Origin of the sequence: Streptomyces sp. VNUA24 (assembly GCF_029167005.1) — a bacterium.
GTDB lineage: Bacteria > Actinomycetota > Actinomycetes > Streptomycetales > Streptomycetaceae > Streptomyces > Streptomyces scabiei.
In genome coordinates this window covers 8,005,372-8,030,232 of record NZ_CP119143.1, presented here as the reverse complement: position 1 = coordinate 8,030,232, position 24,861 = coordinate 8,005,372, and the positions used below count along the sequence as shown (strand labels likewise).

The following is a 24,861-nucleotide window of genomic DNA, read 5'->3' as shown; positions in this document are numbered from 1 at the left end:
GGCTTAGCAGCATGCCAGTCAGGCTACGGCAGCCCAGTGACAGCCCTCGGGCAGCGGATCCCGCGAGACGCTGCTCAAGCGGGTGAATCAGGAACAGATCGGCTCCGCCGTCCTGTCGGGGACATTGACAGGGTCAGCCAGCGGTTCCGTGCCCCCAGGAATAGATCGAAGCTCTGACGGATTGTCCCGTAGTTGGCTCGGACGCAACAGGGGGAACCGCTGGTGAGCGAACTGAAGCTGTTCCGGCGCGACGCCGACGGCCGGGACGTCGAGCTACGCGGTTCGACGATGGCGCTGGAGGTCGAGCTGCAGCGCCGGATCGAGGCCAGCATGGAGGCCATGCTCGGCATCCGTTTCCTCGCGTCCGAGTACCCGACCGGGCCGTGGCACCGAGGCCGTATCGACTCGCTCGGCCTGGACGAGAACGGCACGCCTGCGCTGATCGAGTACAAGAAGGGCGCCGACAGCGGTGTCCTCTCACAAGCCGTCTCCTACCTGTCGTGGCTGGACTCCGCACGTCACGAGTTCGAGGCGCTGGTCAAGGAGAAGCTGGGTTCCGAGGCCGCCGAGTCGATCGACTGGCGGAACCCGCGGATGGTCTGCATCGCGGCCAGTTTCTCGCACCACGACCGGGTCGCGGTAAAGCGCCTGCGCGAGCGGGTCGACCTGGTGCGCTACCGCGTCTTCGACGGCGGGCTGCTGAGCTTGCTGCTGGTCGAGTCCGCCTCTGGGTCTCCCAGCCCCGCTCCGGCTCGGCAGCAGAATCGGCAGAGGGAGGTGGCGGCCGGTGTCGGCATCGGCTCGGTTCAGGCGCCCCCGGGCGCGGCTCCCGCCTGCCTGCAGGACCTGTATGCCGAGTTGGACGAGGCCCTCACCGCCTGGGGCGAGGTCGAGGTGGCTCAGCTTCGGCACTACATCGCCTACCGCCGGATGGTGAACGTCGCCTCCGTCGTCTTCCGTCCGAAGCACGAGGCAATCCTGGTGTACCTCAGGGTCGGCCCAGACACGGTCGAGTTGGAGGAGGGCTTCTCGCGCGACATGCGCGGTATCGGCCACCTCGGAACCGGCGACTTGGAGGTGCGTATCGCCTCGGCAGCCGACCTGGAGAAGGCGGGGCCGCTGATCCGGCGGGCGTTCGAGACGGCCTGACGCAAGAGGAAGGGCGGCTGGTGCGTCGGTTTCTCGATGCACCAGCCGCCCTCGTCCGTCTGCGGTCCGTCGGCCCCGGGCCGGTCGCTCTCATGCTCATGCCTCCGGTCCTGCCAGGACGAAGTCGTCCTGGGTCAGCTCCGCTCGGAGCCTCGCCTCGGCGACGTCGGCGTAGTGCGAGGACAGCTCGACCCCCACGAACTGCCGGCCCTCGCGCAAGGCGGCTATGCCTGTGGAGCCGCTGCCGGTGAAGGGATCGAGGACGGTGCCGCCTTCGGGGCAGATCTGCACGAGCTGCTGCATGATCTCGACCGGCTTCTGGGTGATGTGGACACGGTCCTTGCGGGGCTGGGAGGCGATGAAGTGGCCGGGCAGGTAGAGGTCCCGGTCCTTTTCGAGGCTGCCCTTGACGCCCCAGACGATGAACTCGGCAGACTGCTTGAACCCGCCCTTTCGGGGCCGGCTGGCGGGCTTGATCCAGGGGATCGTGCCGCTCCAGGTCCAGCCCGCCATCTGCAGGGCGTCGGACGTCGTCGGCTCTTGGCGCCAGTCGGAGAAGACCATGGCGACGGAGTGCTCCGTCGCGGCCCGGTACGCCTCGGTGAGCAGCGCGGTCAGCCAGCTTCGATAGCTCCGCTGGTCGCGGTTCTCGCCGGGGAAGTTCTGCAGGTGGTGCGCCGATCCGGCCGTGACGTACTTGGCGCGGGCGGTGCGGCCGGTGCGGTCCGAGCTGGTGCGTCCGCCGGAGTTGTACGGGGGGTCGGTGATGACGGCGTTGACGCTCTCGTCCGGGAGGGTCTTCAGCACGGTGAGGGCGTCGCCTCGGTGCAGCGTGTAGCTCATGTGCGGGGCCTCTTTCAGGGCACGGCGGGACTGGGCCAGCTCCGGGGGGCGGTCAACAGCACGCGGTCGGAGCGGGGTTGCGCCGGAGGTTAGCCGCGATTTCCGGCCGCACCTAACGAGCCGGTGCCGTGGTTCGGGCCCGGTTCGGCGGTCGTTTGGTGCGGCCGGAATCCCGGTCTACTGTCTCGCCACGTCACCGAGGTGGAGTCCGGCTCCACTCATGCTGACCTGTGCTGATTCGTGTTCCCGCGTCCAAAAACGTGGGCGGGAAGGCACGTTGACTCCCTGTTCCCGAAGCTGTGAGGAGACCCAGTGCACTACCTGAGATTACGAGCGCGGCTGGCTGCCGCGCATGACCTGAACCCGGTGTCCGGGAGCTACCAACTCCCCTGACCCGGGCCCGCCCTGAGAGGCGGATTCACATCGGCGCGGTGTCGACGGCTTTGCACGAGAAGTCGGCACCGCGCCTCCTACGAACCGCAAGGAGCCGCTGCGATGCAGCACGCCCCGATACGCCCACGCCCTGACCCAGCTCCGTTGCCCGGTCGGATTCTCCGCCCCGGCGAACGGTGGCGGCGATGAAGAAGACCACCGGAGCGGTCGTCGGTCTCTTCGCCTCCGGTCCGCTGCTGCTGGCCGTTCCGGTCCTCGCCGTCGGGGCCGGGACTGCTACGGCCTCCTGCTCGACCGGCGGTCCACAGGCTGTGGATACCTCGGCCGTCGCCGCCCAGGTGAAGGCGATCCTGGACGGCGGCGGCAAGGGCACGGTCTCCGTGCCGGGTCTGGAAGACCCGGCGGAGCAGATCCCCAACGCCAAGACCATCCAGGCCACCGGCGTCGCGATGAACATCCCGGCCCGGGGCCAGATCGTGGCCTTGGCGACCGCCCTGCAGGAGAGTGGCCTGCGGAACCTCACCTACGGCGACCGCGACTCGCTGGGCCTGTTCCAGCAGCGGCCGTCGCAGGGGTGGGGCACCGCGAACGAGATCCTCGACCCGGTGCACGCCTCGACGAAGTTCTACGAGGCGCTGGAAAAGGTCTCGGGCTGGCAGTCCCTGTCCGTCACCCAGGCTGCCCAGGCGGTGCAGAGGTCTGGCTTCCCCGAGGCTTACGCGAAGTGGGAGCCCTTGGCCACCGCCTTGCAGCAGGCGATCGAGCCGTTGCTGTCGAAGGCTGGCGGCACGTCGCCGAGCCCTTCGCCGTCCGGCTCGGACAGCACGGCCAGTGCCTCGTCGAGTACCGCGGGCGGCTGTACGGCCGGCGGGGACGGCACCGACTTCGGAACCATCCCGCCCGGCGCCGTGCCGGCCGGATACAAGATCCCGGCAGACGCTCCGCCCAAGGTCCAGACGGCGATCCGCTGGGCGCTCGGCCAGCTCGGCACCCCGTACCAGTGGGGCGGGAGCTGCACCGACTCCCACGGGAGTGACCCCACGGGTCGCTGCGACTGCTCCTCGCTGATGCAGCAGTCGTACAGGGCCGCCGGGGTCACCCTCACGCGGACGACGTACACGCAGGTCAGGGAGGGCAAGCCGGTATCGGTCGACGCTCTCCGGCCCGGTGACCTCGTCTTCACCGAAGGGACTGCCAAAGTCCCGGAACACGTCGGGATGGTCGTCGGCCAGGGCTTGATCGTGCACGCCCCGCGCACCGGCGACGTGGTCCACCTCGCGACCGTCGCGTCCTGGAAGCCGCAGATTCTCGCGGCCCGTCGAGTCGTCTGACCGGCGCTTCTCCCTCTCCCCTTCCCCCTCCTGCACTGGCGCTTCGCCCCTCGGGCTTTGGCGTGCACTAAATCGAACTGGAGTTCACAAATATGTACCTCGTCGACAAGGTCGTCCAGCTCGCCTACGACCCCGGGATCAAGCCGAACGAGGGCGGGCTGCCGGGTCTGTCGGTCCTCAAGCAGGTAATGGGCTCGATCAACCTCTTCGGGATCATCGCCGTGGTCGGCGCGCTCGCCGTCAGTGCGGGTGTGTGGGCCTGGGGCCACCACTCCGGCGGCCACCAGGCGGAGGCCAACGGCAAGAAGGGCGTGCTGGTCAGCGCCGGCGCGGCCCTCCTGCTGGGTGCCGCGAACGGTGTGGTGGCGTTCTTCAGCACGCTGGGAAGCCAGGTCCGCTGATGTCTCCCCGCTCCACGAACCCCGGCGGCGCTTCTCGCGTGCGTCGCCGGGCGCTGCTCGGCACCGCTGTCCTGTTGGTGCTCGTCGCCCTCGCCGGCCTGGCCTCCTACGTCACTCGCGACAGCAGGACCTCATCCAAGGTTCCTACGACGCAGGTGAGTTCGGCTTCCCCATCTTCCCCGACCGGTTCTGCTTCCGCTTCGTCACGACCGCACGGGCGCCGCGGTGACCTCCCGGTTCCCCCGTCCACGCACGATCCGATCAAGTTCGGCAAGGCGGCAGCCGCGGCGCTGTGGTCGTACGACACCCGCGCCTACTCCCAGCACGAGCTGCTGACCGCCCTGCGCGGGTGGCTGACCAGCGAGAAGAAGTACGCCGACACCGCTTCGGTCGACGCGCTCGTTCCCTCGCGCGTGCTGTGGAAGGAGATGGCCGCCAACGGCCAGTTCGCCACCGCCAAGGTGAACGAGGCGCACTTCCCCGACTCGTTCACCCAGGCCCTACAGGTGGACCCCGGGGCGATCACCACCGCGTACGTCTACGCCGTGACGGTCTCCGGCAAGCAGTCGATCGCCTGGAAGGGCTCGTCGCGCGGCGGCGCCGAGAGCCGCGTTACCACCCTCGCGGTCCAGTGCCGCCCCTCCCAGCCCTGTGCCCTGGCCGGTGTCCTGCCGGCCATCGCGCCCTGACCCCCAAACGTAAGGAGGTACCGCCATGGCAGTCTGCGACCTTCCGCTGATGGACAAGGTCTGCGGCGCCGTCGACTTCGCCACCAACCCCGCCGGGACCGTCACCGACGGCATCGGGGCGTGGATCGCGAAGTCAGCGGGTGAGCTTGCCGCCAGCGCGGCCGATCTCGCCGCCAGGGCCGTCAACGAGACCACCGCCATCGATCTCAACGCCGGTTGGTTCCGGGACAACTACGAGCTGCTGTTGCCCATCGGTCTCGCCCTGACCGTCGGCACGTTCTGCATCCAGTTGATGCTCGCGGCCTGGCGACGGGACGAACGCGCCCTCGCCCAAGCCGCGATCGGCACGATGGCCGGCGTCCTCTTCTCCTTCTGCGCCGTCGCCTTCACCTCCGTCGCCATCACGGTGGTCGACGCCCTGTCCGACGGCCTGTTCCAGGCGGCCAACAGCTCGGTGGACGACGCGATCCGCCGCGTCATCAAGGTCAACCAGTTGGGGCCGATGTACGCCCTCGGCTGGACCATCCCATCCCTGGTCGCCTTCGGCTGCGCGATCGGCGCGTTCATGTACTGGGGCGTGATGGTCGCCCGCAAGGTCGGCGTCCTGATCATGGTCGCCCTCGCCGTCTTCGCCGGAGCCGGTGGTGGCTGGGAGGTCGCCAAGCGATGGCGGAGGGGGTGGATCGAGGCCACCGCCACCCTGGTCGTGTCGAAACTGCTGATGACCGTGGTCTTCCTGATCGGCGTCTCGGCCATGGGCAAGTCCGACGCCACGGACGGCATGGCCGCCCTCTCCGACGCGATGGCCGGCATCGTCGTGATGGTCCTGGTCCTGCTCTGCCCGTACGCCACCTACAAGTTCGTCCACTGGGCGAGTGACGGCGGCGGACACGACGACCTGCACCGTACCGGCGTCGCCGGCATGGCGGTCGCCGCAGGCGCGGCGAAGACCACGGGCAGCCTCGCGATGCAGGCAAGCACCGGCACTCCCGCTCCGCAGGGGCCGAGCAAGGTCCCCGGCGCGGGCAGCGACGGTGTCGCCTCCGGCATCAATCCCACCGGCGGAAACCTGAGCAAGGAGGGAATCGACGCTGGTCCCCCGAAGCCGCAGACCCGCTTCCGGTACGGCGAGGACCCGAACGCCTCCGGCGACAAGGGCCGCGCCCTGATCCAGCGCCCCGGCATCTCCGCGCTGATCACACGGCCTACCGACAGCGAAGCAGGGGGCTCCGAGGGCGCTCCCTCCGCCCCTCAGCCCGCTGGCGCGTCGATTCCGGGCGGCAGCCTGACCCGCGTAGGTGCCGCTCCGCCGGCTGGTCCCGCCGCACCACCGCCGCCCTCCACTGGTCCGTCGGCGACCGGCTCCCCGACGCCGACGAGCTGGGTCTACCCCGACCAGCCGCCGTCGGGGTCCTGATCCACCACCACCCGGGGCGGGCTGCTTCCCTCCAGCCCGCCCTCCTTCCCCTCGAACAACCCGAAAGAGTCCGGTCATGACCTCCAGAAGAGCGCGCCGCGCCTTCCGCCCCTTTCCACCCGCTTTCACCGTCTGGAACCTCCATGTCTGACAACCCTCAGGCCGAAGCCACCACGGCCACCGTGAAGTTCCCGCACCGCAGCAGGCGCGGCATCCTGCTCGGCCTGACCGCCCCGCAACTGATCGTCGTGAGCCTCACCGGCCTGCTCCTGCTCGCCGTGATCCTGGCCCGTGGCGTGGTCGGTGCTCTCGAACTCATCCCGCTGTGGGCCGGCATCGCCCTGCTCGTCTTCGTTCGCTACCGAGGCCGGGCCCTGGCCGACTGGGCGCCGATCGTCACCCGGTACGTGCTCCGCCGGATGCGGGGCCAGTTGATCTGGCTGTGTTGGCCCTCCCGCCGCCCGGTCCGCGAAGGACTCCTCCACCTGCCCGGTACCGCCGCCAGCCTGCGCGTGGTCACCGCGCCCGACCGCCGGTACGGCGCGGTCCACGACCCCCACGCCGGCACGCTGACCGCCGTCGTCAAGGTGTCCTCCCGCGCCTACGCGCTGCTCGACCCGGGCACCCAGAACGCCAACGTCAGCGGCTGGGGCCGTGCCCTCGCCGCGCTGGCCCGCACCGGCCAGGTCGCCCGGATCCAGGTGATCGAGCGCACCGTGCCGGACTCCGGTGACGCCCTTCGCCGGTACTGGGAGGAGCACGGCCGGCCCGATGCCCCGGTGGCCGGCCGGGTCTACAGCGAGCTGATCCAGAGCGCCGGCCCGGCCGCTGCTCCGCACGAGGCGTACGTCGCGGTCTCGCTGGACGCCAAGGCCGCCAGGCGGCTGATCAACCAGGCCGGTGGTGGTCTGACCGGGTCCTTCAGCGTCCTGGCGCAGTTGACCTCGACCTTCGACCAGGCCGCGCGCACCGCCGGGCTCAACCCCACCGGCTGGCTCACCGCCCGCGAGATCGCGGCAGTCGTACGAACGGCGTACGACCCCAAGGCCCTTTCCGCACTGGATCGTTGGTCTTCTTCCGGGCGCCCCGAGGCCGACGCGGCTGCGGCCGGCCCGGTCGTGGTCGTCGAGAAGTCGGACCACATCGCGACCGACTCCGCCGTCCACTGCACGTACTGGGTGGAGAACTGGCCCCGCACCGAGACGTCGGCGGGCTTCCTGCACCAGCTGCTGTTCACCGCCGGGGTGCGGCGGACCCTGTCGCTGTCGTACGAGCCGAAGGGGCTGGACGCCGCCCTGCGTGATGTCCAGCGCAAGAAGGCCAGTGTGATCGCGGACGCCGCCGAGCGGGCGCGGCGTGGTCAGGTCGACTCCGAAGCGGACTCCATCGAGTACCAGGACATCAAGTCCCGGGAGCGCCAGCTCATCGCCGGCCACACGGACGTCGCCCTGACGGGCCTGCTGACCGTCTCTGCCGACTCCGAGGAGGAACTTCGTTCCGCCTGCGCGGTCGTGGAGACCGCGGCGGTCGGCGCGCAGCTCGACCTCCGGCCTCTCACCTGGCAGCAGGCCGAGGCGTTCACCGCCGCCGCCGTGCCGCTCGCCCTCGCCGTCTGATGCCGGCCCTCCTCCCTTCCGAAAGAGCACCGCCATGTCCCGCACCGCAAGCCCGACCGCGCAGGACTTCGTGCCCTTCGCCACCGCCGCGCTCGACTTCCACCGCGCGCTCAACGTGCCAGGCGGTCCTCTCGTCACCACCCGCGCCGAACTGGACGCCCTGCACGCCCACCTTGTCTCGCTGCACGGCCTGCTCGACGCCCACGCCGCCCGCACAGGCCAGCTCGTGCCGATCGAGGGCGACCAGCTCAGCGCCGCCCGCACCCGGGTCTGGCAGGCCGCCGACCACGTCCACGCCGCCTACCACGCGGCCCCCCAACCCGACTCCGGCGAGGTCCCCGACCGCGAGGCATGCCAGGCCCGCCTGCCGGAAGGCGCACCGGAGCTGACCATCTGCCAGCGCCACCAGCGCACCGCGCACCTGGTCCGACGCCGTACCACCCCGGCCGACCTCCACGCCCCGTTCACCGGCCACGTCCGCCACTGACCCTGCCTTCCGTCTGGAGAATCGTTCATGCCCCGTACCCGCGCCAGCGCCTCCCCCTTGTTCGTCCCCCGCAAGGCGTCGCGGGCCGAGCAGCGCGCCGCCCGCGCCGGTTTCGCCGAGGCCCGGCGCCAGGCCCGCCTCGCCGGAGCCCCGCCCAAGCGCCACGACGAGGAGACCTTCGACCCGGAGCTGCGGCCGACCTATCCGCCGTCCGGACGCCCCGGCCCGGCCTCGGCACGCGGCGGCAAGCTCCGCCTGCCCGCCCACCGGATGACCACCGCCACCGTGTCCGGGGCCTATCCCTTCCTCGCCGAGGGCGGACTGGGCGCCGAGGGCATCTTCATCGGCCGCGACGTCCACGCGGAGGCCGCGTTCTGCTACGACCCGTTCTCGCTGTACAGCAGCGGCCGGGTCGAGGGCTTCACCAACCCCAACGCGGTCCTGGCCGGGATCATCGGCATGGGCAAGTCCGCGCTGGCCAAGTCCATCGCCACCCGGGCGATCGCCCACGGTTACCGGGTCTACGTGCCCTGCGACCCCAAGGGCGAGTGGACGGCCGTCGCGCAGGCTCTCGGCGGCTACAGCATCGCGCTGGGACCGGGGCTCCCTGGCAGGCTGAACCCCCTGGATGCCCCAGCGCGGCCCGCCTCGGTGAGCGAGGACGACTGGTCGACCGAGGTCCGCAAGCGCCGTCTCCTTCTCCTGGCCGGCCTCGCGCGCACCGTACTGAAGCGCGATCTCCAGCCGATGGAACACACGGCCCTCGATCTCGCGCTGGACCTGGTCGTCACCGAAGCCGAGTCGGGCGGCACCGTGCCCCTGCTCGGCGAGATCGCGCACACCCTCGGCGCGCACGAGCGCCTCGACCGGGCTCTCGGCGACCAGGTCGGGCGCATGGGGCCCGCCGCGCAGGACCTCGCGCACGCCCTGCGCCGTCTGGTCCACGGCGACTTGAGCGGCATGTTCGACGCGCCCTCAACCGTGGCCTTCGACCCGACCACCCCGATGCTGTCCATCGACCTCTCCCGCCTCGGCGGCTCGGGCGACGACACCGCGCTGGTCCTCGCGATGACCTGCGCGAGCGCCTGGATGGAGTCCGCGCTCGCCGACCCGGACGGCGGCCGACGCTGGGTGATCTACGACGAGGCATGGCGCGTAATGCGGCACGTCGGCCTGCTAGAGCGCATGCAGAGCCAGTGGAAGCTCAGCCGAGGGCTCGGCATCGCCAACCTGATGGTCATCCACCGCCTCAGCGATCTGCTGAGCGCGGGCGACGCCGGCTCACGCGGCCGGGTGCTGGCCGAGGGCCTCCTCGCCGACTGCAGCACCCGCATCATCTACCGCCAGGAACCCGACCAGCTCGCCGCCGCCGCGTCACTGCTCGGCCTGACCGGTATCGAAACCCAGGCCGTGTCCGCCCTGACCAAGGGCCGAGGCCTGTGGAAAGTCGCACGTCGGAGCTTCATTACGCAGCACATCCTGCATCCGGCCGAGCGCGAACTGTTCGACACGGACGCCCGGATGCATGCAGACCCTCGCGAGTTCACCGCAACTGATGGGTCCTCAATTCCTGGACCGAGCGGGGAGGTGCGGAAGTGAGCCCCCGTGAGGTCTCGGGTTCCCGGTCCGGGCTCGCCCCCGGACTCCGCTTCGGTGCGGTCGAGGACGCCGCCCCGCTCCAGCACGACCCGACGGCCGGCCCGGCCATGAGTCCGGACAGCGGCTCACCGGCAACTGACGGGAACGACCGCCTCGCCGCAGCCCGGACCGAGGAGTTCACCGACCTGTTCCGCGAGGCCGTCACGGAGGACTTCGGCGCGGTGGCCCGCCTGCACCAGATGCTCGAAACCGCCTCCGAGTGGTGTCGCGTCCACGGTGCCCGAAGCAGCGCGTCCGAGTTGGACGCCATCGCCTCCCGGTTGACCGACCTCGGCGAGGAGCTGCATCTCGTCGCGGAGAACGTCGACCACGAGATCCGCTCCCGGGCGCACCAGGCAGCAGCAGCCCGTCTCTCGCCAGCGGCGTCAGCCCGGGGAACCTCCCCCGGCCAGCGGAACGACGCTCCAGCTCCGGTCCCACCATCCGTCACGCGCTCGCTGCCGCGTTCGCGGTGAGGCACCAGTACAGAAATGAGTAACGACCATGCCCACCTCTCCCGACTCCTCCGCCACCCCTGACTGCCAGCCGCAAGACGCCGACGAACGGGCGGCATGGCGGGCGCGTGTCCAGGCGCTGGCCTCCGCCGCCGACGGCATCAGGCAGGCTTCGGACCAGTGGGACGCGGTCTCCGACTCGTACTGCGACGAGGACGGCTGGCCCGTCGACGGGACCGGCTACGCCGACGGCAAGGTGGCCCGGGACGCCGCCGCCTGGGAACACGTCGAGACCTTCCTGGCCCACGGCCCCGAAGTCCTCGCCGGTGTCCGGGCCGCCGCGCAACCGGCCGACTACCTTGACGGCCCGATAAGCGCCGACCTGCTGCGCCTGCGGGGATTCGACTCCGTACTGGAGCGAGCGGGCGAGATCCGCCGCGAGTGGGATCAGGTCATCGCGCTCATGGAGGGGTCGATGCCCGGGTCGCGGGAGCTCTATGAGGAACGAGCCCGCGAGATCCGCAACTCCGAAGGCTGGCACTACGCCGACGAACTCAGCTACAGCGGAGCGGCGTTGGCCAGGGCTGCCGATCACCTGACCGACCGGATCGGCGATGACCAGTCCGCGCACACCGGGCGTGTCCAGGCGGCCCTGGCCCGATCCGCTACCGGCCAGCACGGTGCCTCCGCCGCTTCGCCGCCCGCCTCGGCGACGTCCGACCCCCCTGTCGCGGCGCGGCGCTCGCGCTGAAGCCTCTAGCACCGACGTCCGGCGGAGGCCAAACCGTCCGATCGCCGGATCCTCGACGAACGCCACCACCCTCACAGTCCCCGCCCGGTTGCGGCGTCCCGCCGCCGTCGACCGTTGGGGACGGCCGGCCACGGAGAAGCCCACATGCGCCCTGATCAGACCCTGGTCACCCTCCAGCGGGAGGGCACACGCATCACGGCGCGCACCAGCGAACCCTTCATCCAGGAAGCCGCTGGCACGTCGGAGCATGACCACCCGTACAGCCACCTGACCACGCCGCTTCGGCAGCGCGGACTGTCCTGCACCGTCGAGTACGGCCTCAGCGACCACATCGTCCACGCCGAACTTCCCGACGGCAGCGCCCTGATCATCTCTCCGCCCCAGGAACCGCCCACCGACCACCCACCCGGGTATCCGGAGAGCTGGTTGGTGACGCGCGGGCACCCCGACGACTCCACGCTCCACGAAGTGATCTACGACTCGGAGCCCGACGGTCCCCACGCCCGGCACGGCGGCAGCATCCCCCGCCTGCTCGCCGCCATCGACACTCGCCTGGACCAGCTCGGACTGCCGCCCCGGCCGGAACCACGGCGACCTGCCCACGCGAGCGACACCGACGCGGTGCTCCACCGTGCGGGCTTCGTCCCCGTCGTGCTGTTCCGCGAGCGCTTCCACCGGCTGCCCTCCGCCATGACCGACCTGGCCGAGCAGCGACAGATGGTGACCCGGGCCTTCGACATGCTTCAGGCCGAGGGCTTCGATGTCTCGTGCGATCCCGGCCTCCTCGACCCCAGTCTGCCGCCCCCTGGCCATCAGGGGCTCAGCCTCGGCGACCGGCTCGGCCACCTGGCCCAGTCCATCCGGTCGGCGTCGCACACGAGCGAAGTTGTCGCCGCACTGAGCGAGCTGACCGCTCCCGGTGACGGCGTTCTGCAACGCGTCGTGGAGTCCCTCAACACGACGGCCGACTGGTGGGAAGGCCTGGGCGAACCCGCCGATCCCCACTACGCGAACCGGCTGCGCTACATCGCCCAAAAGCTCGACTCCTACGCATTGGATATTCGGTCCATGCGCGGCGAACTGGCCGACCGGCACACCGACCACCCCGGCAGGCTCCAGGCCCGGGTGGGCCAAGTCGCCCCGGAGGAACCGGCGGCGTCCCGGGTCGCCGCCGCTCTCGCGGTCTCGCCGACCGCACAACGCACGACCCCAGCCGCGCCGCCGTCAGCTTCAGCCGCACCTCCCTCCCTGCCTTCCGCCCGACCCTCGTCCGCGCCCGGTCGCTGATCGCCGCCCAGCTTGGAGCCCGCCATGTCCCGCACCAGCAGAACCGTCCCCGCCCTCGACCGCCCCGCTCCCCCCTGCGCCCATCGGATGGACCCGCCATGCCCACCCCCGAGCACGACCCGCTTCCCGACATCGCGGTCGGCCGCCACCCCGACTTCGGCATCGTCGCCGCCAACCCCAAGCAACTGGCGGCAAGCACCTGGATGTTGGAGGGATTCGACTTCCACCCCGTCCCCGACCACCCCAACCTGTACGCGCTGGCCAACCAGCAGCGTGACGGTCAGGGCCGCACCACCCGGGCCGTCGCGCTACTACGCAAGGCCGGCTACCGGGTCGACGTGGACGCCGCGTTCGACCCCTCGCTGACCTCCGGACCAGCGCCCGCCCCCGACCGGCCCCCGCGCGTCGAGCCGGACGTCGCGTTCGCCGACCATCCGCAGCTCGGTGTGGTCGCCGCCACCGCCAACGGTTCGTCCGCTCTCGGCAGCTCGCTCATCCTGGAAGAGCACGGCTGGCAGCACAACCCGGACCTGGACATCTACACGCTGCCCATCACCACGCACCGCAGCGAGGCGCTCGACAAGGTCGCCACCGCCACGCTGGCGATGCACCGGGCCGACCTCCAAGTGGCCGTGCAGCCCCTCCTCGCCCAGGACATTGCCGCGCGCCACTCACCCGCGCCTACGACGGCAGCGCGCCACCAGCGCGATCAGGGCTTCACCACTCAGAAGCTCCCTATGAGCGCCGCCGCGCTCGCCGCCAGTCCCGCCCGCGCCGGCCTGCCGGGTAAGGCGCCGGTGGCCGCGCCCGCCACCTCCGGCCCGGGGACCCGCCCGGTGGACCCGCGCATCGCGTTCTCCCGTAACCGCTGATCCAACTCCCGTAAGGAGCAGTTCCCATGGCCGTGAAAACTCTTTGGCAGATCACCCATTCCTGTGGGCACCAGGCTGAGCGAGACCTGTCCGACCGGGCGGCCGACCGTCGCGCGGGGTTCGCCGAGTGGCTCGCCAAGCAGGAGTGCTCTGTTAACTGCACCATCCTCGCCTCGTTGGTCACGGCGTAACAGGCCGCGGTCAAGGAGCAAGTGATGGGTGTACACGATGAGTTGATGGAGGGCCGAGGGGCCATCCCGCGCCTCGGCCGAGTGGTGGAGGTGAACCGGGCACATCCGCCGTACGCGATGCTCGATGCGGCGGGGGCCGAGGTCGAGCCGGTCACCGCGTTTCTGCGGGACCTGGCGCTTGGGGATTCCAGCCCGCTGACCTGCCGCAGCTACGGCTACGGGATGTTGCGGTGGTTCCGTCTGCTGTGGTTGCTGGGCACCGGGTGGGAGCGGGCGACGGAGTCGGAGGTCGCGGTGCTGACGGGTTGGCTGCGTTCGGCCGCCAACCCGCAGCGTCAGCGGCAGCGGGCCGATGCTCCGGTGGCCGGGACGGTCAATCTCCGCACGGGCAAGGCATCCCTGTGCGCCGGGTACGCGCCGCGCACCATCAATCACGCTCTGACGGTGATCAGCGGGTTCTACGAGTTCCACGCCCATCAGGGCCGCGGCCCGGTCGTCAACCCAGTGCCGCACTCGGCTCAGCGGCGCCGCGCGCTGGGGCACCGCAGTCCGCTGGAACCTACGCCGGTGGTGGGCCGGGCCCGGCTGCGGCAGCGAGTGTCCGACCGGTCGCCGCGGTCGATTCCCGACCGGCTGTGGGACGAACTGTTCACCGCGATGAACTGCGACCGGGACCGGGCCCTGCTGGAGATCTTCGTCTCCAGCGGCGCACGCGCCAAGGAACTCCTCGGCATCACCGTCAGCGACATCGACTGGTCCGGTCAGCGTATCTATGTGATCACCAAGGGCACCCGGGCCAGGGAAGCGGTCCCGGTCTCCCCGCAGGGCCTGTTCCGCCTGGCCCTCTACCTCGACGAGGCCGGCACGCCCGCCGATGGCGGACCCCTCTGGAGGGCCCGCCGAGGCCCCGACCGTCCGCTGACCTACTGGGCCATGCGCCGTGTCATGCAGCGGGCGAACACCCTGCTGGGAACGAACTGGTCCCTGCACGATCTACGGCACACCGCCGCCTACCGCATGGCCAATGGAGGGAAACTCACGCTCCCCGAGGTCCAGACGATCATGCGGCACGCCGACATCCAGACCACCAACCGCTATCTGGCCGTCCACATCGAGGAACTCTTCGACAAACTCACCGAGCACTACGCCACGCCCCGACCGGCCCGGCACTACCCCGCGGGCTACGCCGCAGCGGACATCGAGGCGGTGTTCGGTGCCTGACCTCGCCCGTCCCACCACCGGAGTCAGCCGCCGCCACACCCACACCGGCGACGAGCCGGCCCTCGCCTCCAGCCAGATCGAGGCCCGACCGGCCTTGGCGACCACCCTGCCACGCCCCTTCGGGGAACTATCCGCCGCCACGCCGCTGCTCATCGGCCAGCTCGCCCACGACGCCTCGCCGGCAGCCTCCGCGCGGACCGCCGAACAGCACCGGGCCTCCACCCGGCGCGTCCTGGCCTACCTGGGCGGGTTCGAAGGCAGCACCTGGCAACAGCGATGGGATGCCAGCCCGCTGGGCCGCGGCGAGATCACCGCCGCAGACCTGGGCACCAACCGGACCGGGCAGAAGTACAGCGTCGGCGTCAGGGCTCTGTTCTGCCTCCGCGTCGTCCAGCCGACGCTGCTGGTGATGAAGAAGCACAACTTCAACGGATTCCCCGACCAGTTCATCGCTGCCCAGAACGACCCCCTGCTGAAGAAGTACGCCGCCCAGGTCGCTCACCATGACTTCTCCTGGCCCCACAAACGCGAAGCGCTCTTCGACGTGTGCTGCCTGCTCGCGGTCCAGGGCATCGGCTTCGCCGACCTCAGCCCGGCATCCCTGCTCCACCACGCCCATGCCTCACGCACGGCGAAGGCTGTTCTGCGGCCCGGCAAGAAGGACGCCAACGTGTTCGCCGGGCATGCTGCCTGGAACGTCCTGCACGCCATGGGCCACTTCGCATCCAGCACACCCGCCACCCTGCGTCAGGCCCTGCACCGCGGCCAGCTCACTCTCGAGGAACTCGTCGACCGCCACACCATCCGCAATCAGAGCGTCCGTCGGCTCCTGCTCGACTACTTCCGCCGCCGCAAGTCCGACACCGACTACGCCTCCCTGGTCCACCTCGTCCGCCACATCGCCCACCACTTCTGGGCTCGCATCGAGGAGATCAACCCCGGTCAAGCCGATCTGCACATTTCGGCCGACCTCTACAGCGCCTGGCGCCGGCAGATCGGCGTCCGCCACGACGGCAAGCCCCGTATCGGTGTCGACAGCATCGTCATCGCCGTCCGCAGCTTCTACTACGACCTGCACACCTGGGCCGCCGACGCACCCGAACGCTGGGCCCCCTGGGTCGCCCCATGCCCTGTCCCGCCCAGCGAACTACACGGACTGGCCAAGCGCCGCCGCCGGATCAACGAGCGGTCCGCCGACCGAACCCGTCTGCGCCAACCACTCCTACCGCTCCTCGTCCGACACGTCGAGGAACGCTACGACCACACCCGCATCCTCCTGGAACACGCCTCAGCAACCCCCACCGACACGCCCTTCACCCACGGAGGCCGCACCTACCGCCGCGTCCTGACCGAGGAAGACCGCACACTCGCCCGCAGCGGCCACCGCACACCCGTCCGCGTCCGGGACGACACCGGGCAGCTGGTCCAGATCGAAGCAGAAGAAGAGACGGCCTTCTGGGACTGGGCCACGGTCGAAACCCTGCGTCACTCCGGTGCCCGCATCGAGGAGATGTGCGAGGTCAGCCACCTCAGCATCCGCCACTACCAGCGCAACAACGGCGAGATGGTCGCCCTCCTGGTCATCAGCCCCTCCAAGACCGACCGCGAGCGCGTCATCCCGATGTCCGCCGAACTGTTCCACGTCATCGCGTCCGTCATCCGACGGCACACCCGCGACGGCAGCCCGGTCCCGATCCTGCGGCGCTTCGACCCGCACGACAAGGTCTGGAGCCCGCCGATGCCGTTCCTGTTCCAGCGCAAGATCGGCTCCACCCGCAGCGTGATCAGTCCCGTGACCGTCCTCAACATGCTCGCACGACGCTGCACGGACCTCGCTGAACACCATCCCGCGTTCCGCTCAGTCAAGTTCACGCCGCACGACTTCCGCCGCATCTTCACCACCGAGCTCGTCAACAGCGGACTGCCCATCCACATCGGCGCCATGCTGCTCGGCCACCTCAACATCCAGACCACCCGCGGGTACGTCGCCGTGTTCGACGAAGACGTCATCCGCCACTACCTCGCCCACCTCAACGAACGCCGCCAGCTCCGCCCCGACCACGAATACCGCGACGTCACCAGCGACGAGTGGGACGAGTTCGAAGAGCACTTCGACAAGCGCAAGGTCGAACTCGGCGCATGCGGGCGCCCCTACGGCACCCCATGCCAGCATGAACACGCGTGCATCCGGTGTCCCATGCTCCAGGTCAGCCCGAAGATGATCAGCCGACTCGACGACCTGGAAGCCGACCTCATCACCCGCAGAGCCCGCGCCCAAGCCGAGGGCTGGGCCGGTGAGCTCGAAGGGCTCGACCTCACCCTCCAGCTCCTCCGCGCCAAGCGCGATGACACCCAACGCCGAACCCAACGCCCCACCGTCGACCTTGGCATCCCCACCCCACGTGCCGCCGGAGCCCCATGACTGGCCAGGGCGTTCGCTGCCGCGGTACACCGACCCGAACCGGCCCACGTTTGAAGGGCGTTCGGGGACACTGATGGGTGGTGGCGAGGCAACCGGGTCGGCCTCCACGGTCGCCGGACATTGCATCCACCACCATCCGCAGCAGTCGGCAACCGATTATCTGTTCGCTGAGCTGTCGGTCACTGGCGATTCAAGGAGCGAGTGATGCCTGCTGCGGCCGTGGTCGCCAGAACCCAACCAGTGGCGATGAGTAGATAGGAGAGCCACTGGTGCCAGCCTCGCGGGGCGAATGCGCTCTCCTGTCCGAAATTGATGACGGGCAGCAGGAGGTCGATGGTGTAGACAACGGGGTTGAAGTCAGGGGCCTCGTCGGGCTTCATGGCGCGTGGGTGATCCAGTGTGAAGGCGACGGCGCCGATGAGCAGGAGAAGCAATAGCCAGCCGGCGGCTCGCAGTGGGCGGAAGCCGTAGCCGACGGTTACGTCCTGGAGGTGGCCCCAGAAGTGGGCGTACCAGGGCAGTGTGCGGCGGTGTCGTCGGAGTTTGGCCAGTTGGACGGTGCGGGCCGCGGCATCGTCGCCTGCGGCACGGTACGCGGTGGTCAACTGCTCGTAACTGTAGGGGAGATATCCTCCTGCCTCGCGTTCCAGGAGCGGCAGGCGCTGTTCGGCGGGGAGATGCGGTGCGAGGGTACGGTAGCTGAGGCCGTCGACGCCGACCTGAGCGGGCCAGATATCCGGCAGGACGTGCAGGAGGTCGATCTGGGCGCGGCGCAGATCCACCGAGCCCACGATCGGGGCGGCTCCGTGTAGCCACAGCTCGCCCACCACGCAACTGGAGGCGCGCAGGGCTTCGCCGCCCGGGTTGGACAGTTGAGCGTGCGAGAGGTTGAGATGGCGCGGGATGTGGACGCCGTCGAGGACGACCTGGCCGTCGGTGCGAAGCCGCAGGCCGTGCAGGTGAGTGCCGACCGAGAGGGTCTCGGCCTGCAGGGCGGTGTCGCCGGGAGCGTGCAGGTGGGCATCTTCCAGATTCACCTGACCAACAACGGTGGCCGCATCCAGCCGGACCTGGCCGTGGGCGACCACTCCGACGGCCCACACGTCGGTGCCGATCTCCGCATGGTTGAGCTGGAGGATCGGTTCCTCTGTCGCCTCGTGGTCCGGCGTGCTTGGCCTAGCCGCACGGCCGGGTGTGGCCGGGTGGCCGAGGTGGGCCTTGTTGAGGAAGAACGCGCCGGTGATCTTCGCCCCTTGGAGGCGCACGGGACCTGCGATACGGCAGCCGGTAATCCGCAGCACTCCGTCGACGCGAAGGGTCGCTGCACTGAGCCCGGGCAGTACCGAGTCGCTCAGCACGAGGGCGCGGATCTGCGCCCCGTACAGGTGCGGGGCGTGTTCGAAGTGACAGGACCGGAGGCGTATGGGGTGGTCGATCGTCCCGTATGTGAGGTCGAGGCGCCCTGTGACGCGCGCACCCGTCAGCTTCAGGCCGGCTATCTCACCGTCGCGTGCCGGTCCGTCGATCAGCAACGTCCGCAGCACCCGGGCGCGTACGGTCCGCTCCGGCCCCCAGGCCGCGCCGAGCGAGGGGTCGTCGACGGCACCGATGCGGAAGTCGACTCCCTCCCCGAGTGAGAACGCCTGCCAGACGCGGCGTTCCGCTGGTGTCAGATCACTGATCTCCATCGGCGGGATGCTGACGCGCGAATGATCGCGCTGTCAACCAGGTATTGCTGAGCGAACTTTCGACCCATGCGGCGCTGTCGACGCGGAGCCCCACGCTCGCAGGGTCATGGGATCCGCGCGGTGATGCACGATGACCGCTCAGGCATCAGGGTTCTTGCCGGTCGCCGAGGTCTTGATGCGGTCGACCTGCATCGTGGCGAGCATCTGCAAGTCATCGGGCTTGCTGACATGGATGCCCGCCACGTAGGAAACGATGGTGCCCACGCGCAGGATCGCGCTGGAGGAGTCGTCATCGGCGAAGGCTTCCGTCTGGTCGGCGCCTGCCTGAATGCTGAGGGTCTTCAGGCTGTCCCCCTCGTCCTCATGCACGGACGCGACCAGAGTCTTCATTCCCACCTTGGCGTTGTCGACCGTATCGTAGGCGGCCAGGGTGAACCTCACGTTCGTATCCGATGAACTCGTTGGGTAGTACACCGACGAACCGAGGGATGTCAACCCCGCACAGCTCAGTTCCTGATACCCGCACTGCTTCTGCGCCTCGGCGCCCTCATAGAGCACCGGCTGCTTGCCCCGCCACCCCTGCGGAGCGCCGATCTTGCTGGGCAGTGCCTGGCTGAGCTGGGACGGGTTGAACGCTACGGTTGTGGCGTCGCTCCCTGACGAACCGTCATTGTCGGCGCTGCTTTCCTCCGAGCAAGCGGCCAGCCCCACCATCAGCAGGGTGGCCATGGCGGCACTGCGTATCCCCCGAAACATTCCTGTCACTCCTCGCTCTTCGTGATCAAGCCTTATATAACACCAGGAGTAGCAGCTCCAACCTCTTTTTATGTGAGGGAATTTGGCGGAGCGCGACGTGAAGCAGGCCGTGCCCGTGTCGACGTTCGGCCCAACAAAGTCGGGGCCTCCCCGCTATGGGCTGGACCGCACCACGCGGTCAATGCAGCGTTCTCGAGCCCGGCCTGTTCGAGCAGAGTTCCAACCTGTCGATGCTCGCGCCGCCGCGCGTGGTCGAGCTGGGCGTCGAGGCGTTCCGCGCTGTACGCACGATGCGCGACCTGCTCGTGGACGGTGCCCACGTCACAGACGACACCTTCCAGACTGCGCAACACACTTACGACGAAGCCGTGCAGGCTGCCGCAGCCGCCATGCATCAAGAACCAGTGCCCCAGCAGCTACCCATGACCACACCTATACGCACCCATCCGAGTGAAGTGCAGATAAGCACCAACTGCTGGCGGGCCTCGAAGGAGGGCGACGAGCAGGACAAGGCCGCCTGGCTGCAGGCCAAGCGCGCCGAAGAGCAGGCCGCGTCCGAAGCCTGGTCGGAACAGTACCGAATGCCGCCGCTCGAAGGCCGCGAGCGCGCCGTCGCCTGGGGCGTGCGCTGCCGCCACCAGGTCCTGGCCGCCGCGTACACCGCTCTGGTCCTCGAAGGCGAGACCAGTGAGGCGGAGTGGGAGGAGATCGAGGAGACGGCTCGCACGATCACCCGCGCCGGCTGGTGGATTGATCAACGATCCTCCGAGCCCGGCGACCTGACCGAGCTGCTCGAAGCGGCCACCGGTGCCGACCGGCCCACCGAAAACCCCCACTTCTGACCGCCCGGTGCCCCGCCCCCTACGGGTCAGCGAGACGAACGGAAGAACTACGCCCTTCTCTCCTGCCGACAGACGGAGTTCATGCCCACCCCCGTCCAATCCAAACGATCACGTTCGGGAAGCGGATGACGTCTCAGACATGCATCGGCAGCTTGGCCCACACGAAGGTGACATGACAGCCCATCACGGGTCGATCTCACTCAACCGGCGACCTCGCAAAGTACCCGCAGTCCGACTAGCCTTCCGAAGGCGTAGGGGACGCGGATCAGGAAGCGACGGGTGGGGCTCGTGGGGTTCTGGCACACCGGCTACATGGAGTTCCATGAGCCGACCGGAATTGAATCGGTCGGACTACCAGCCCCGCCAAAGCCCCCTGAGTTTCCCTGCACTGAGTGTGGGCTCATCTTCTCGTCCGAGCGCGCCCTCCGAGCACACCGCTTCGACGGTCATGCGACTAAGCGGCCGGCCCTCCTCTTCAGGGGACGAGAGTGCGGGCGCACGCGCTTGATGGTCACGAGCCCCAGTGTCTCCGCCGATTGGGTGACCTCGGATGTCGAATCCATCGCCGTCAACGGCCGTGAAACCTCACCGTCTGAGGCCGCCGGCTTCCTTGCGTCGGTGAAGGTTGGCGTCCAGACGGTGGCTGTTTCCAATGGCCCGCTGGAGCGGACGTTTGAGTTCGATTTCTGCCTTGCAGAAGAAGACGACCTCTGCCTCGTCGACCAGGCTTTGGAGAAGCTCATCTCCAGTCGCGAGTTGAGTCGCAACGCAATCGACACCTTCATCATGCGTGCCGGCCGCGGGGCGACGGCCCGCCGTTACCGCGAAGGTCTGGCGACATACCTGTACGGCGTGCTTGCGCGTGAGGAGGTCGAGGACCCCGGCCGGGTAGATGCGTCGGGTGCGCCGCTCTACGAGCAGCGGTACAACAGCGCCGTCTCTTTTCTGTCGGCCTTCGACCGGCCCGCAGCGGAGGCGATCTGCGGTTTGGTCGCGTTCCACTACAACCAGTTCGCACTTGCGGTGCGCAAGACCAACAGCCACCGCGTCTCCGATGTCGCGGCGCGGTTCCGATTCATCCTCACAGGCGGCTCATTCGTCACGACAAGCCTGGCCGACCGGTCGCACGGAAGCTTCGATCAGGCCTTGAGTGACTCCGTAACCGAGGACCTCTTGGACGTCGGTGCAACGGCGTTGGACGGGACCCAGTCACCCGTGATTATCCGGCTGCTGCCCTCGCTGGGCGAGCTCCGGCCCCAGGACCAATTCAAGGTCCGTCTCATCGCGGCTGAGGCGCTGCTCGCTGTGGGAGACATCGATGGTGCATCACGACACGGCGAGGCGCTCAGGCACTCTAATGAGACCCGCGCCTGGTACGCAGGATTTCGGGCCCGATTGCAAAAGGTAGGACGTTGAGCAACGAGACCATTCCAGAGCCCGGCGCGAAGTCGGGGTCGAGCGTCCCCGCATCGGTCACCGCTACCGGCGATGGCACCGCCTCGGCCGCGCCTGCTGACAATGCGCCGGCGGCATCCGTTGCGGAGGAGGGGCCGCATCGGGCCAAGTCCAAGACGAAACCTAAGCCGATCATTACCTCGATCGAGGAGTTGCTGACGTTCGCATACGAGTCGAACGCTCGACTGCTTGAGTTCCCGAAGGAGGCCATCAAGAAGCTGGCGATTACCGATGAGGGCATCGCGTCACAGACGGCGCTGGTCAGGTCTCTCGCGCCCGCGGACCGAACGTTGTCGACCCCGTTCAAGCTGCTTCAGTATGCGGCGCACCAGGGGGTCCCGCTCAAGCGCGCCGAGGATGGTGACCTCACGCAGGCGTTGAACCGGCTCGTCTACCTCGCGGTAGCCGCACTGGGCCACAGCCCGGTGTTCCGGGTCTGGGGGGACCAGTTGGTCGATCCCCGCAAGGATCCGCAGCTCACGACCGAACACCTGCGTGACCGGGCTCGGCAGATCAGCGCCGACGAGCTTGGACTGCCTCCTAAGCAGTTCAAGGCCGCAGACCGTGAGCGCCTCGTCAAGAATGCGATCGCGTGCTATGGACTCCTTCGCGCGCTCCAACGTGAGTGGACCGTGGATCAGTTCATCGATGCGTCGTACGACTCCGTCTGGAAGCACGAGGCCCCAAAGGCAGCAGGGCTGGAGCGAGCCGTCAGCGAGATCGCGGCAAGCAGCGATCTCGACGTACTCGGGATCGTCGGCGAGAACTACCTGGCCCGGATCGCCCGTTTGGAACAGCAGGTCACAAAACTCGAGCATGAGGCTGGTGCTGCGCGGAATCGCGAGACCCGGCTCCGCCATGAGCTTTCGACCGTCGAAGAGCGTGAGCAATCTGCGCTGACTCGCGCCGACGCGTTCTCTGCCGACGTGGTGCGACTACAGAAGGAGCTCGCGGCTGAGCGCGATAACAGAGTGGTCGACAAGAGCCATATGGCGGACGACTACGAAACGCTGCGAACGCGCATCATCCGGCGCCTCGGGGGTGAGATCGATCTACTCACCGATGGTCTGCACGCACTCCGGAACGGTGCGCCCAACGTCGCGGAGGAGTTCCTCGACCGTTCCCTGCTTGCCCTCACACGTGAGGTCGAGCAGCTGAAGGACGCGTCTGGAGGCTTCGCATGATCGTCGGGTTCGACTTCGGAACGACCAACAGCCTGGTTTCGGTGGTAGTGGGTGACCGCGTGATCGACGTGATGGACGTCGAGACCGGCCGGCCACATCCCTCGATCGTCCGGTACGAAGGCGAGCAGGTACTCGTCGGCCGCGATGCCAAGGACGCGTTGGGTGCCGCGGGCATCGGGGTGCACGGCAACACGGTGAAATCGCCAAAGTTCCTCCTCGGCGAGGAGGTAATCGCCGTCGGAGGCGTCGACCGGAGCCCGGTGGACATCGTTGCGGACGTCGTGCGGCACGTCCGATCGGAGTCCCTGCGCAGTCCGCAGCGGAAGGTGCTCGGCGGCCTCGACAACGCTGTGGTCACGATCCCCGTGACCATGAATGGGCACCGACGCGCGGCGCTGCGAGAGGCGTTCGCCGGGGCCGGGATGGGTGTAGCGCAGTTCGTCCACGAGCCGCTCGCCGCCCTGTATGGGTTCATCCGGGGAGCAAACGACCCAGAAGAGATGGCGCGGCGGCTTGCACGACGAAACGTCCTGGTTGTCGACTGGGGCGGCGGAACGCTGGACCTGACTCTCTGCCGAGTCGACGAAGACCAGGTTCGACAACTTCGTAACGGTGGCTCGACCCAGGTCGGCGGCGACGAGTTCGACAAGGTAATTCGCGACGAGGTCGTGAAGCGCGCTCGGGCTCGCGGAAGTGCCACTGACGACGACCTCGCGATCCCTGAGGCTGAACTCCGGCTCCTCCAAGACGCAGAGCGCAACAAGATCGAGCTCTCGGCTGACCGCGTTGAGGTGACGTTCTACCGGCCAAGTTACTTCCAATCAGGTGCCACGTTGCAGTACCAGCTCACGCGTCAGGAGCTGGAGGAGATCACGCGGCCACTAGTGACGGCAGGTATCGATGAGATCGAGTCGCTGCTCGGCAGCCTGTCGATGGCGCCCGGCCAGGTCTCGCTGGTCGTAGTGGTCGGTGGCATGGCGGCCATGCCCGCGATTCGGAGCCGACTGCACGAGTTGTTTGGCCCGGACCGAGTTGAGGTGCCGACGAACAGTGCCACGTTGATCTCACAAGGGGCTGCGTGGATTGCGCATGACAGGCAGCGGCTCCGGCTGGCAAAGCCCATCGAACTCGAGCTCGCTCGTGGGTCGTTGATGCCGCTTCTCGCTGCGGGCACTGAAATGCCTCTCGGTGGAGAGATCAAGCACGAAACCCTTCACCTGTACTGCGCGGATCCGACGGACGGGAAGGCGAAATTTCCGATCGCTACTCCGACCGCGTTGTCATCACATCCGCAGGCGAGCGAGCGGCGAACGTCGCTGGGAATGATCACACTCGGCGTCGACGAGACCGCGCCGCCACTGCACGAGCGCCTCGAACTGAAGGTCGTTCTCGACGACGACTTGGTGTTGTCGGTCGAGGCGTCATCAAGCCAGAAGCACGATCGAGTCACAGCGTCTTACTACGACCTGGAGTTCGGTCTTGGCCTCCCTGCTTCGGCTATGCCCGGAGGTGCAGGCGCGGACCCAAAAGCACCTGAGGAGTCCATGATCGTGCCACAGGCGGGACTGGTCGTCCGTGCGAATGTGGCGAGGAACAAGGACCAAGCGACCGTTCCCGGCGAAGTGCTGTATCGGCACAATTCAAGGGCCTTCACCCGGCACGTGCGGGACGGAGCGACAGAAGCCCAGGTGCTGGAACACCTGTACTACAAGCCGTGCGCCGTCTGCAGGCGCCAGTGGGGGCACCCGGAATGTCGATGCGGAACGGCGTGAC

General features: G+C 68.7%; 21 protein-coding genes. 18 read left to right on the top strand and 3 right to left on the bottom strand.

The window, feature by feature from the left end; all coding sequences use genetic code 11:
- The first annotated feature begins 222 nt into the window (after nt 1–222).
- The gene (locus PYR72_RS34465) at nt 223–1,149 is read left to right on the top strand and encodes a DUF5655 domain-containing protein (RefSeq protein ID WP_275458921.1); all 927 of its coding nucleotides are present in this window, start codon (nt 223–225) and stop codon (nt 1,147–1,149) included.
- A gap of 96 nt (nt 1,150–1,245) precedes the next feature.
- Here PYR72_RS34465 and PYR72_RS34460 read toward each other — a convergent pair whose 3' ends face one another.
- On the bottom strand, nt 1,246–1,992 hold the full coding sequence (locus tag PYR72_RS34460) for a site-specific DNA-methyltransferase (protein WP_275458920.1): 747 nt from the start codon (nt 1,990–1,992) through the stop codon (nt 1,246–1,248).
- Nucleotides 1,993–2,570: 578 nt separating this feature from the next.
- Here PYR72_RS34460 and PYR72_RS34455 point away from each other — a divergent pair.
- The 13 genes from PYR72_RS34455 (at nt 2,571) to PYR72_RS34395 (ending at nt 17,163) form a co-directional block, all read left to right on the top strand.
- Nucleotides 2,571–3,716 (top strand): C40 family peptidase, encoded by a 1,146-nt coding sequence (locus tag PYR72_RS34455; RefSeq protein WP_275458919.1) that lies wholly within the window; start codon nt 2,571–2,573, stop codon nt 3,714–3,716.
- 92 nt (nt 3,717–3,808) lie between these two features.
- The gene (locus PYR72_RS34450) at nt 3,809–4,117 is read left to right on the top strand and encodes a DUF6112 family protein (protein WP_046913952.1); all 309 of its coding nucleotides are present in this window, start codon (nt 3,809–3,811) and stop codon (nt 4,115–4,117) included.
- The gene (locus tag PYR72_RS34445) at nt 4,117–4,806 is read left to right on the top strand and encodes a hypothetical protein (protein WP_275458918.1); all 690 of its coding nucleotides are present in this window, start codon (nt 4,117–4,119) and stop codon (nt 4,804–4,806) included. Before PYR72_RS34450 ends, PYR72_RS34445 begins: the two co-directional genes overlap by 1 nt.
- A gap of 25 nt (nt 4,807–4,831) precedes the next feature.
- Complete coding sequence (locus PYR72_RS34440; RefSeq protein ID WP_275458917.1) at nt 4,832–6,223, top strand: ATP-binding protein; 1,392 nt, start codon at nt 4,832–4,834, stop codon at nt 6,221–6,223.
- A gap of 143 nt (nt 6,224–6,366) precedes the next feature.
- Nucleotides 6,367–7,839: an SCO6880 family protein gene (locus PYR72_RS34435; protein WP_275458916.1), complete on the top strand. Its 1,473-nt coding sequence runs from the start codon at nt 6,367–6,369 to the stop codon at nt 7,837–7,839.
- A gap of 34 nt (nt 7,840–7,873) precedes the next feature.
- A complete protein-coding gene (locus PYR72_RS34430; RefSeq protein WP_275458915.1) occupies nt 7,874–8,326 on the top strand; it encodes a DUF6238 family protein in 453 nt (150 codons plus the stop codon).
- A gap of 27 nt (nt 8,327–8,353) precedes the next feature.
- Nucleotides 8,354–9,925 carry an ATP-binding protein gene (locus PYR72_RS34425; protein ID WP_275458914.1) on the top strand — a complete coding sequence of 524 codons (1,572 nt, stop codon included), beginning with the start codon at nt 8,354–8,356 and terminating at the stop codon, nt 9,923–9,925.
- Nucleotides 9,922–10,440 carry a hypothetical protein gene (locus PYR72_RS34420; protein ID WP_275458913.1) on the top strand — a complete coding sequence of 173 codons (519 nt, stop codon included), beginning with the start codon at nt 9,922–9,924 and terminating at the stop codon, nt 10,438–10,440. Before PYR72_RS34425 ends, PYR72_RS34420 begins: the two co-directional genes overlap by 4 nt.
- A gap of 28 nt (nt 10,441–10,468) precedes the next feature.
- The gene (locus PYR72_RS34415) at nt 10,469–11,170 is read left to right on the top strand and encodes a hypothetical protein (protein WP_275458912.1); all 702 of its coding nucleotides are present in this window, start codon (nt 10,469–10,471) and stop codon (nt 11,168–11,170) included.
- 144 nt (nt 11,171–11,314) lie between these two features.
- Nucleotides 11,315–12,457 (top strand): hypothetical protein, encoded by a 1,143-nt coding sequence (locus PYR72_RS34410; RefSeq protein WP_275458911.1) that lies wholly within the window; start codon nt 11,315–11,317, stop codon nt 12,455–12,457.
- 98 nt (nt 12,458–12,555) lie between these two features.
- Nucleotides 12,556–13,329, top strand: coding sequence for a hypothetical protein (locus tag PYR72_RS34405; RefSeq protein ID WP_275458910.1), 774 nt, complete (start codon nt 12,556–12,558; stop codon nt 13,327–13,329).
- A 215-nt stretch (nt 13,330–13,544) separates the two neighbouring features.
- On the top strand, nt 13,545–14,741 hold the full coding sequence (locus PYR72_RS34400; protein ID WP_275458909.1) for a site-specific integrase: 1,197 nt from the start codon (nt 13,545–13,547) through the stop codon (nt 14,739–14,741).
- Nucleotides 14,734–17,163, top strand: coding sequence for a tyrosine-type recombinase/integrase (locus tag PYR72_RS34395; protein ID WP_275458908.1), 2,430 nt, complete (start codon nt 14,734–14,736; stop codon nt 17,161–17,163). The genes PYR72_RS34400 and PYR72_RS34395 overlap by 8 nt, the downstream gene beginning before the upstream one ends.
- A 179-nt stretch (nt 17,164–17,342) precedes the next feature.
- Here the strand turns inward: PYR72_RS34395 and PYR72_RS34390 are convergent, their stop codons facing one another.
- Both PYR72_RS34390 and PYR72_RS34385 read right to left on the bottom strand, forming a co-directional pair.
- Nucleotides 17,343–18,851, bottom strand: coding sequence for a membrane-associated oxidoreductase (locus PYR72_RS34390; protein ID WP_275458907.1), 1,509 nt, complete (start codon nt 18,849–18,851; stop codon nt 17,343–17,345).
- Between the two features lie 138 nt (nt 18,852–18,989).
- The gene (locus PYR72_RS34385) at nt 18,990–19,580 is read right to left on the bottom strand and encodes a hypothetical protein (protein ID WP_275458906.1); all 591 of its coding nucleotides are present in this window, start codon (nt 19,578–19,580) and stop codon (nt 18,990–18,992) included.
- A gap of 449 nt (nt 19,581–20,029) precedes the next feature.
- On the opposite strand from PYR72_RS34385, the gene PYR72_RS34380 reads away from it, so the two are divergent.
- The 4 genes from PYR72_RS34380 to PYR72_RS34365 all read left to right on the top strand — a co-directional run bounded on the left by PYR72_RS34380 (nt 20,030) and on the right by PYR72_RS34365 (nt 24,860).
- Nucleotides 20,030–20,449 carry a hypothetical protein gene (locus PYR72_RS34380; protein WP_275460599.1) on the top strand — a complete coding sequence of 140 codons (420 nt, stop codon included), beginning with the start codon at nt 20,030–20,032 and terminating at the stop codon, nt 20,447–20,449.
- Nucleotides 20,450–20,989: 540 nt separating this feature from the next.
- Nucleotides 20,990–21,865: a hypothetical protein gene (locus PYR72_RS34375; protein ID WP_275458905.1), complete on the top strand. Its 876-nt coding sequence runs from the start codon at nt 20,990–20,992 to the stop codon at nt 21,863–21,865.
- Nucleotides 21,862–23,088: a hypothetical protein gene (locus tag PYR72_RS34370; RefSeq protein WP_275458904.1), complete on the top strand. Its 1,227-nt coding sequence runs from the start codon at nt 21,862–21,864 to the stop codon at nt 23,086–23,088. The genes PYR72_RS34375 and PYR72_RS34370 overlap by 4 nt, the downstream gene beginning before the upstream one ends.
- Nucleotides 23,085–24,860, top strand: a complete 1,776-nt coding sequence (locus PYR72_RS34365) for an Hsp70 family protein (RefSeq protein WP_275458903.1) — start codon at nt 23,085–23,087, stop codon at nt 24,858–24,860. Before PYR72_RS34370 ends, PYR72_RS34365 begins: the two co-directional genes overlap by 4 nt.
- Nucleotide 24,861 lies beyond the last annotated feature (1 nt).

Bases quoted from the DNA above. Each gene is read 5' to 3' on its own strand.
- PYR72_RS34415 (WP_275458912.1), top strand. From the start codon at position 10,469: ATGCCCACCTCTCCCGACTCCTCCGCCACCCCTGACTGCCAGCCGCAA.
- PYR72_RS34435 (WP_275458916.1), top strand. From the start codon at position 6,367: ATGTCTGACAACCCTCAGGCCGAAGCCACCACGGCCACCGTGAAGTTC.
- PYR72_RS34410 (WP_275458911.1), top strand. From the start codon at position 11,315: ATGCGCCCTGATCAGACCCTGGTCACCCTCCAGCGGGAGGGCACACGC.
- PYR72_RS34385 (WP_275458906.1), bottom strand. From the start codon at position 19,580: ATGGCCACCCTGCTGATGGTGGGGCTGGCCGCTTGCTCGGAGGAAAGC.
- PYR72_RS34400 (WP_275458909.1), top strand. From the start codon at position 13,545: ATGGGTGTACACGATGAGTTGATGGAGGGCCGAGGGGCCATCCCGCGC.
- PYR72_RS34445 (WP_275458918.1), top strand. From the start codon at position 4,117: ATGTCTCCCCGCTCCACGAACCCCGGCGGCGCTTCTCGCGTGCGTCGC.
- PYR72_RS34430 (WP_275458915.1), top strand. From the start codon at position 7,874: ATGTCCCGCACCGCAAGCCCGACCGCGCAGGACTTCGTGCCCTTCGCC.
- PYR72_RS34405 (WP_275458910.1), top strand. From the start codon at position 12,556: ATGCCCACCCCCGAGCACGACCCGCTTCCCGACATCGCGGTCGGCCGC.
- PYR72_RS34460 (WP_275458920.1), bottom strand. From the start codon at position 1,992: ATGAGCTACACGCTGCACCGAGGCGACGCCCTCACCGTGCTGAAGACC.
- PYR72_RS34455 (WP_275458919.1), top strand. From the start codon at position 2,571: ATGAAGAAGACCACCGGAGCGGTCGTCGGTCTCTTCGCCTCCGGTCCG.
- PYR72_RS34365 (WP_275458903.1), top strand. From the start codon at position 23,085: ATGATCGTCGGGTTCGACTTCGGAACGACCAACAGCCTGGTTTCGGTG.
- PYR72_RS34425 (WP_275458914.1), top strand. From the start codon at position 8,354: ATGCCCCGTACCCGCGCCAGCGCCTCCCCCTTGTTCGTCCCCCGCAAG.
- PYR72_RS34380 (WP_275460599.1), top strand. From the start codon at position 20,030: ATGACCACACCTATACGCACCCATCCGAGTGAAGTGCAGATAAGCACC.
- PYR72_RS34390 (WP_275458907.1), bottom strand. From the start codon at position 18,851: ATGGAGATCAGTGATCTGACACCAGCGGAACGCCGCGTCTGGCAGGCG.
- PYR72_RS34450 (WP_046913952.1), top strand. From the start codon at position 3,809: ATGTACCTCGTCGACAAGGTCGTCCAGCTCGCCTACGACCCCGGGATC.
- PYR72_RS34440 (WP_275458917.1), top strand. From the start codon at position 4,832: ATGGCAGTCTGCGACCTTCCGCTGATGGACAAGGTCTGCGGCGCCGTC.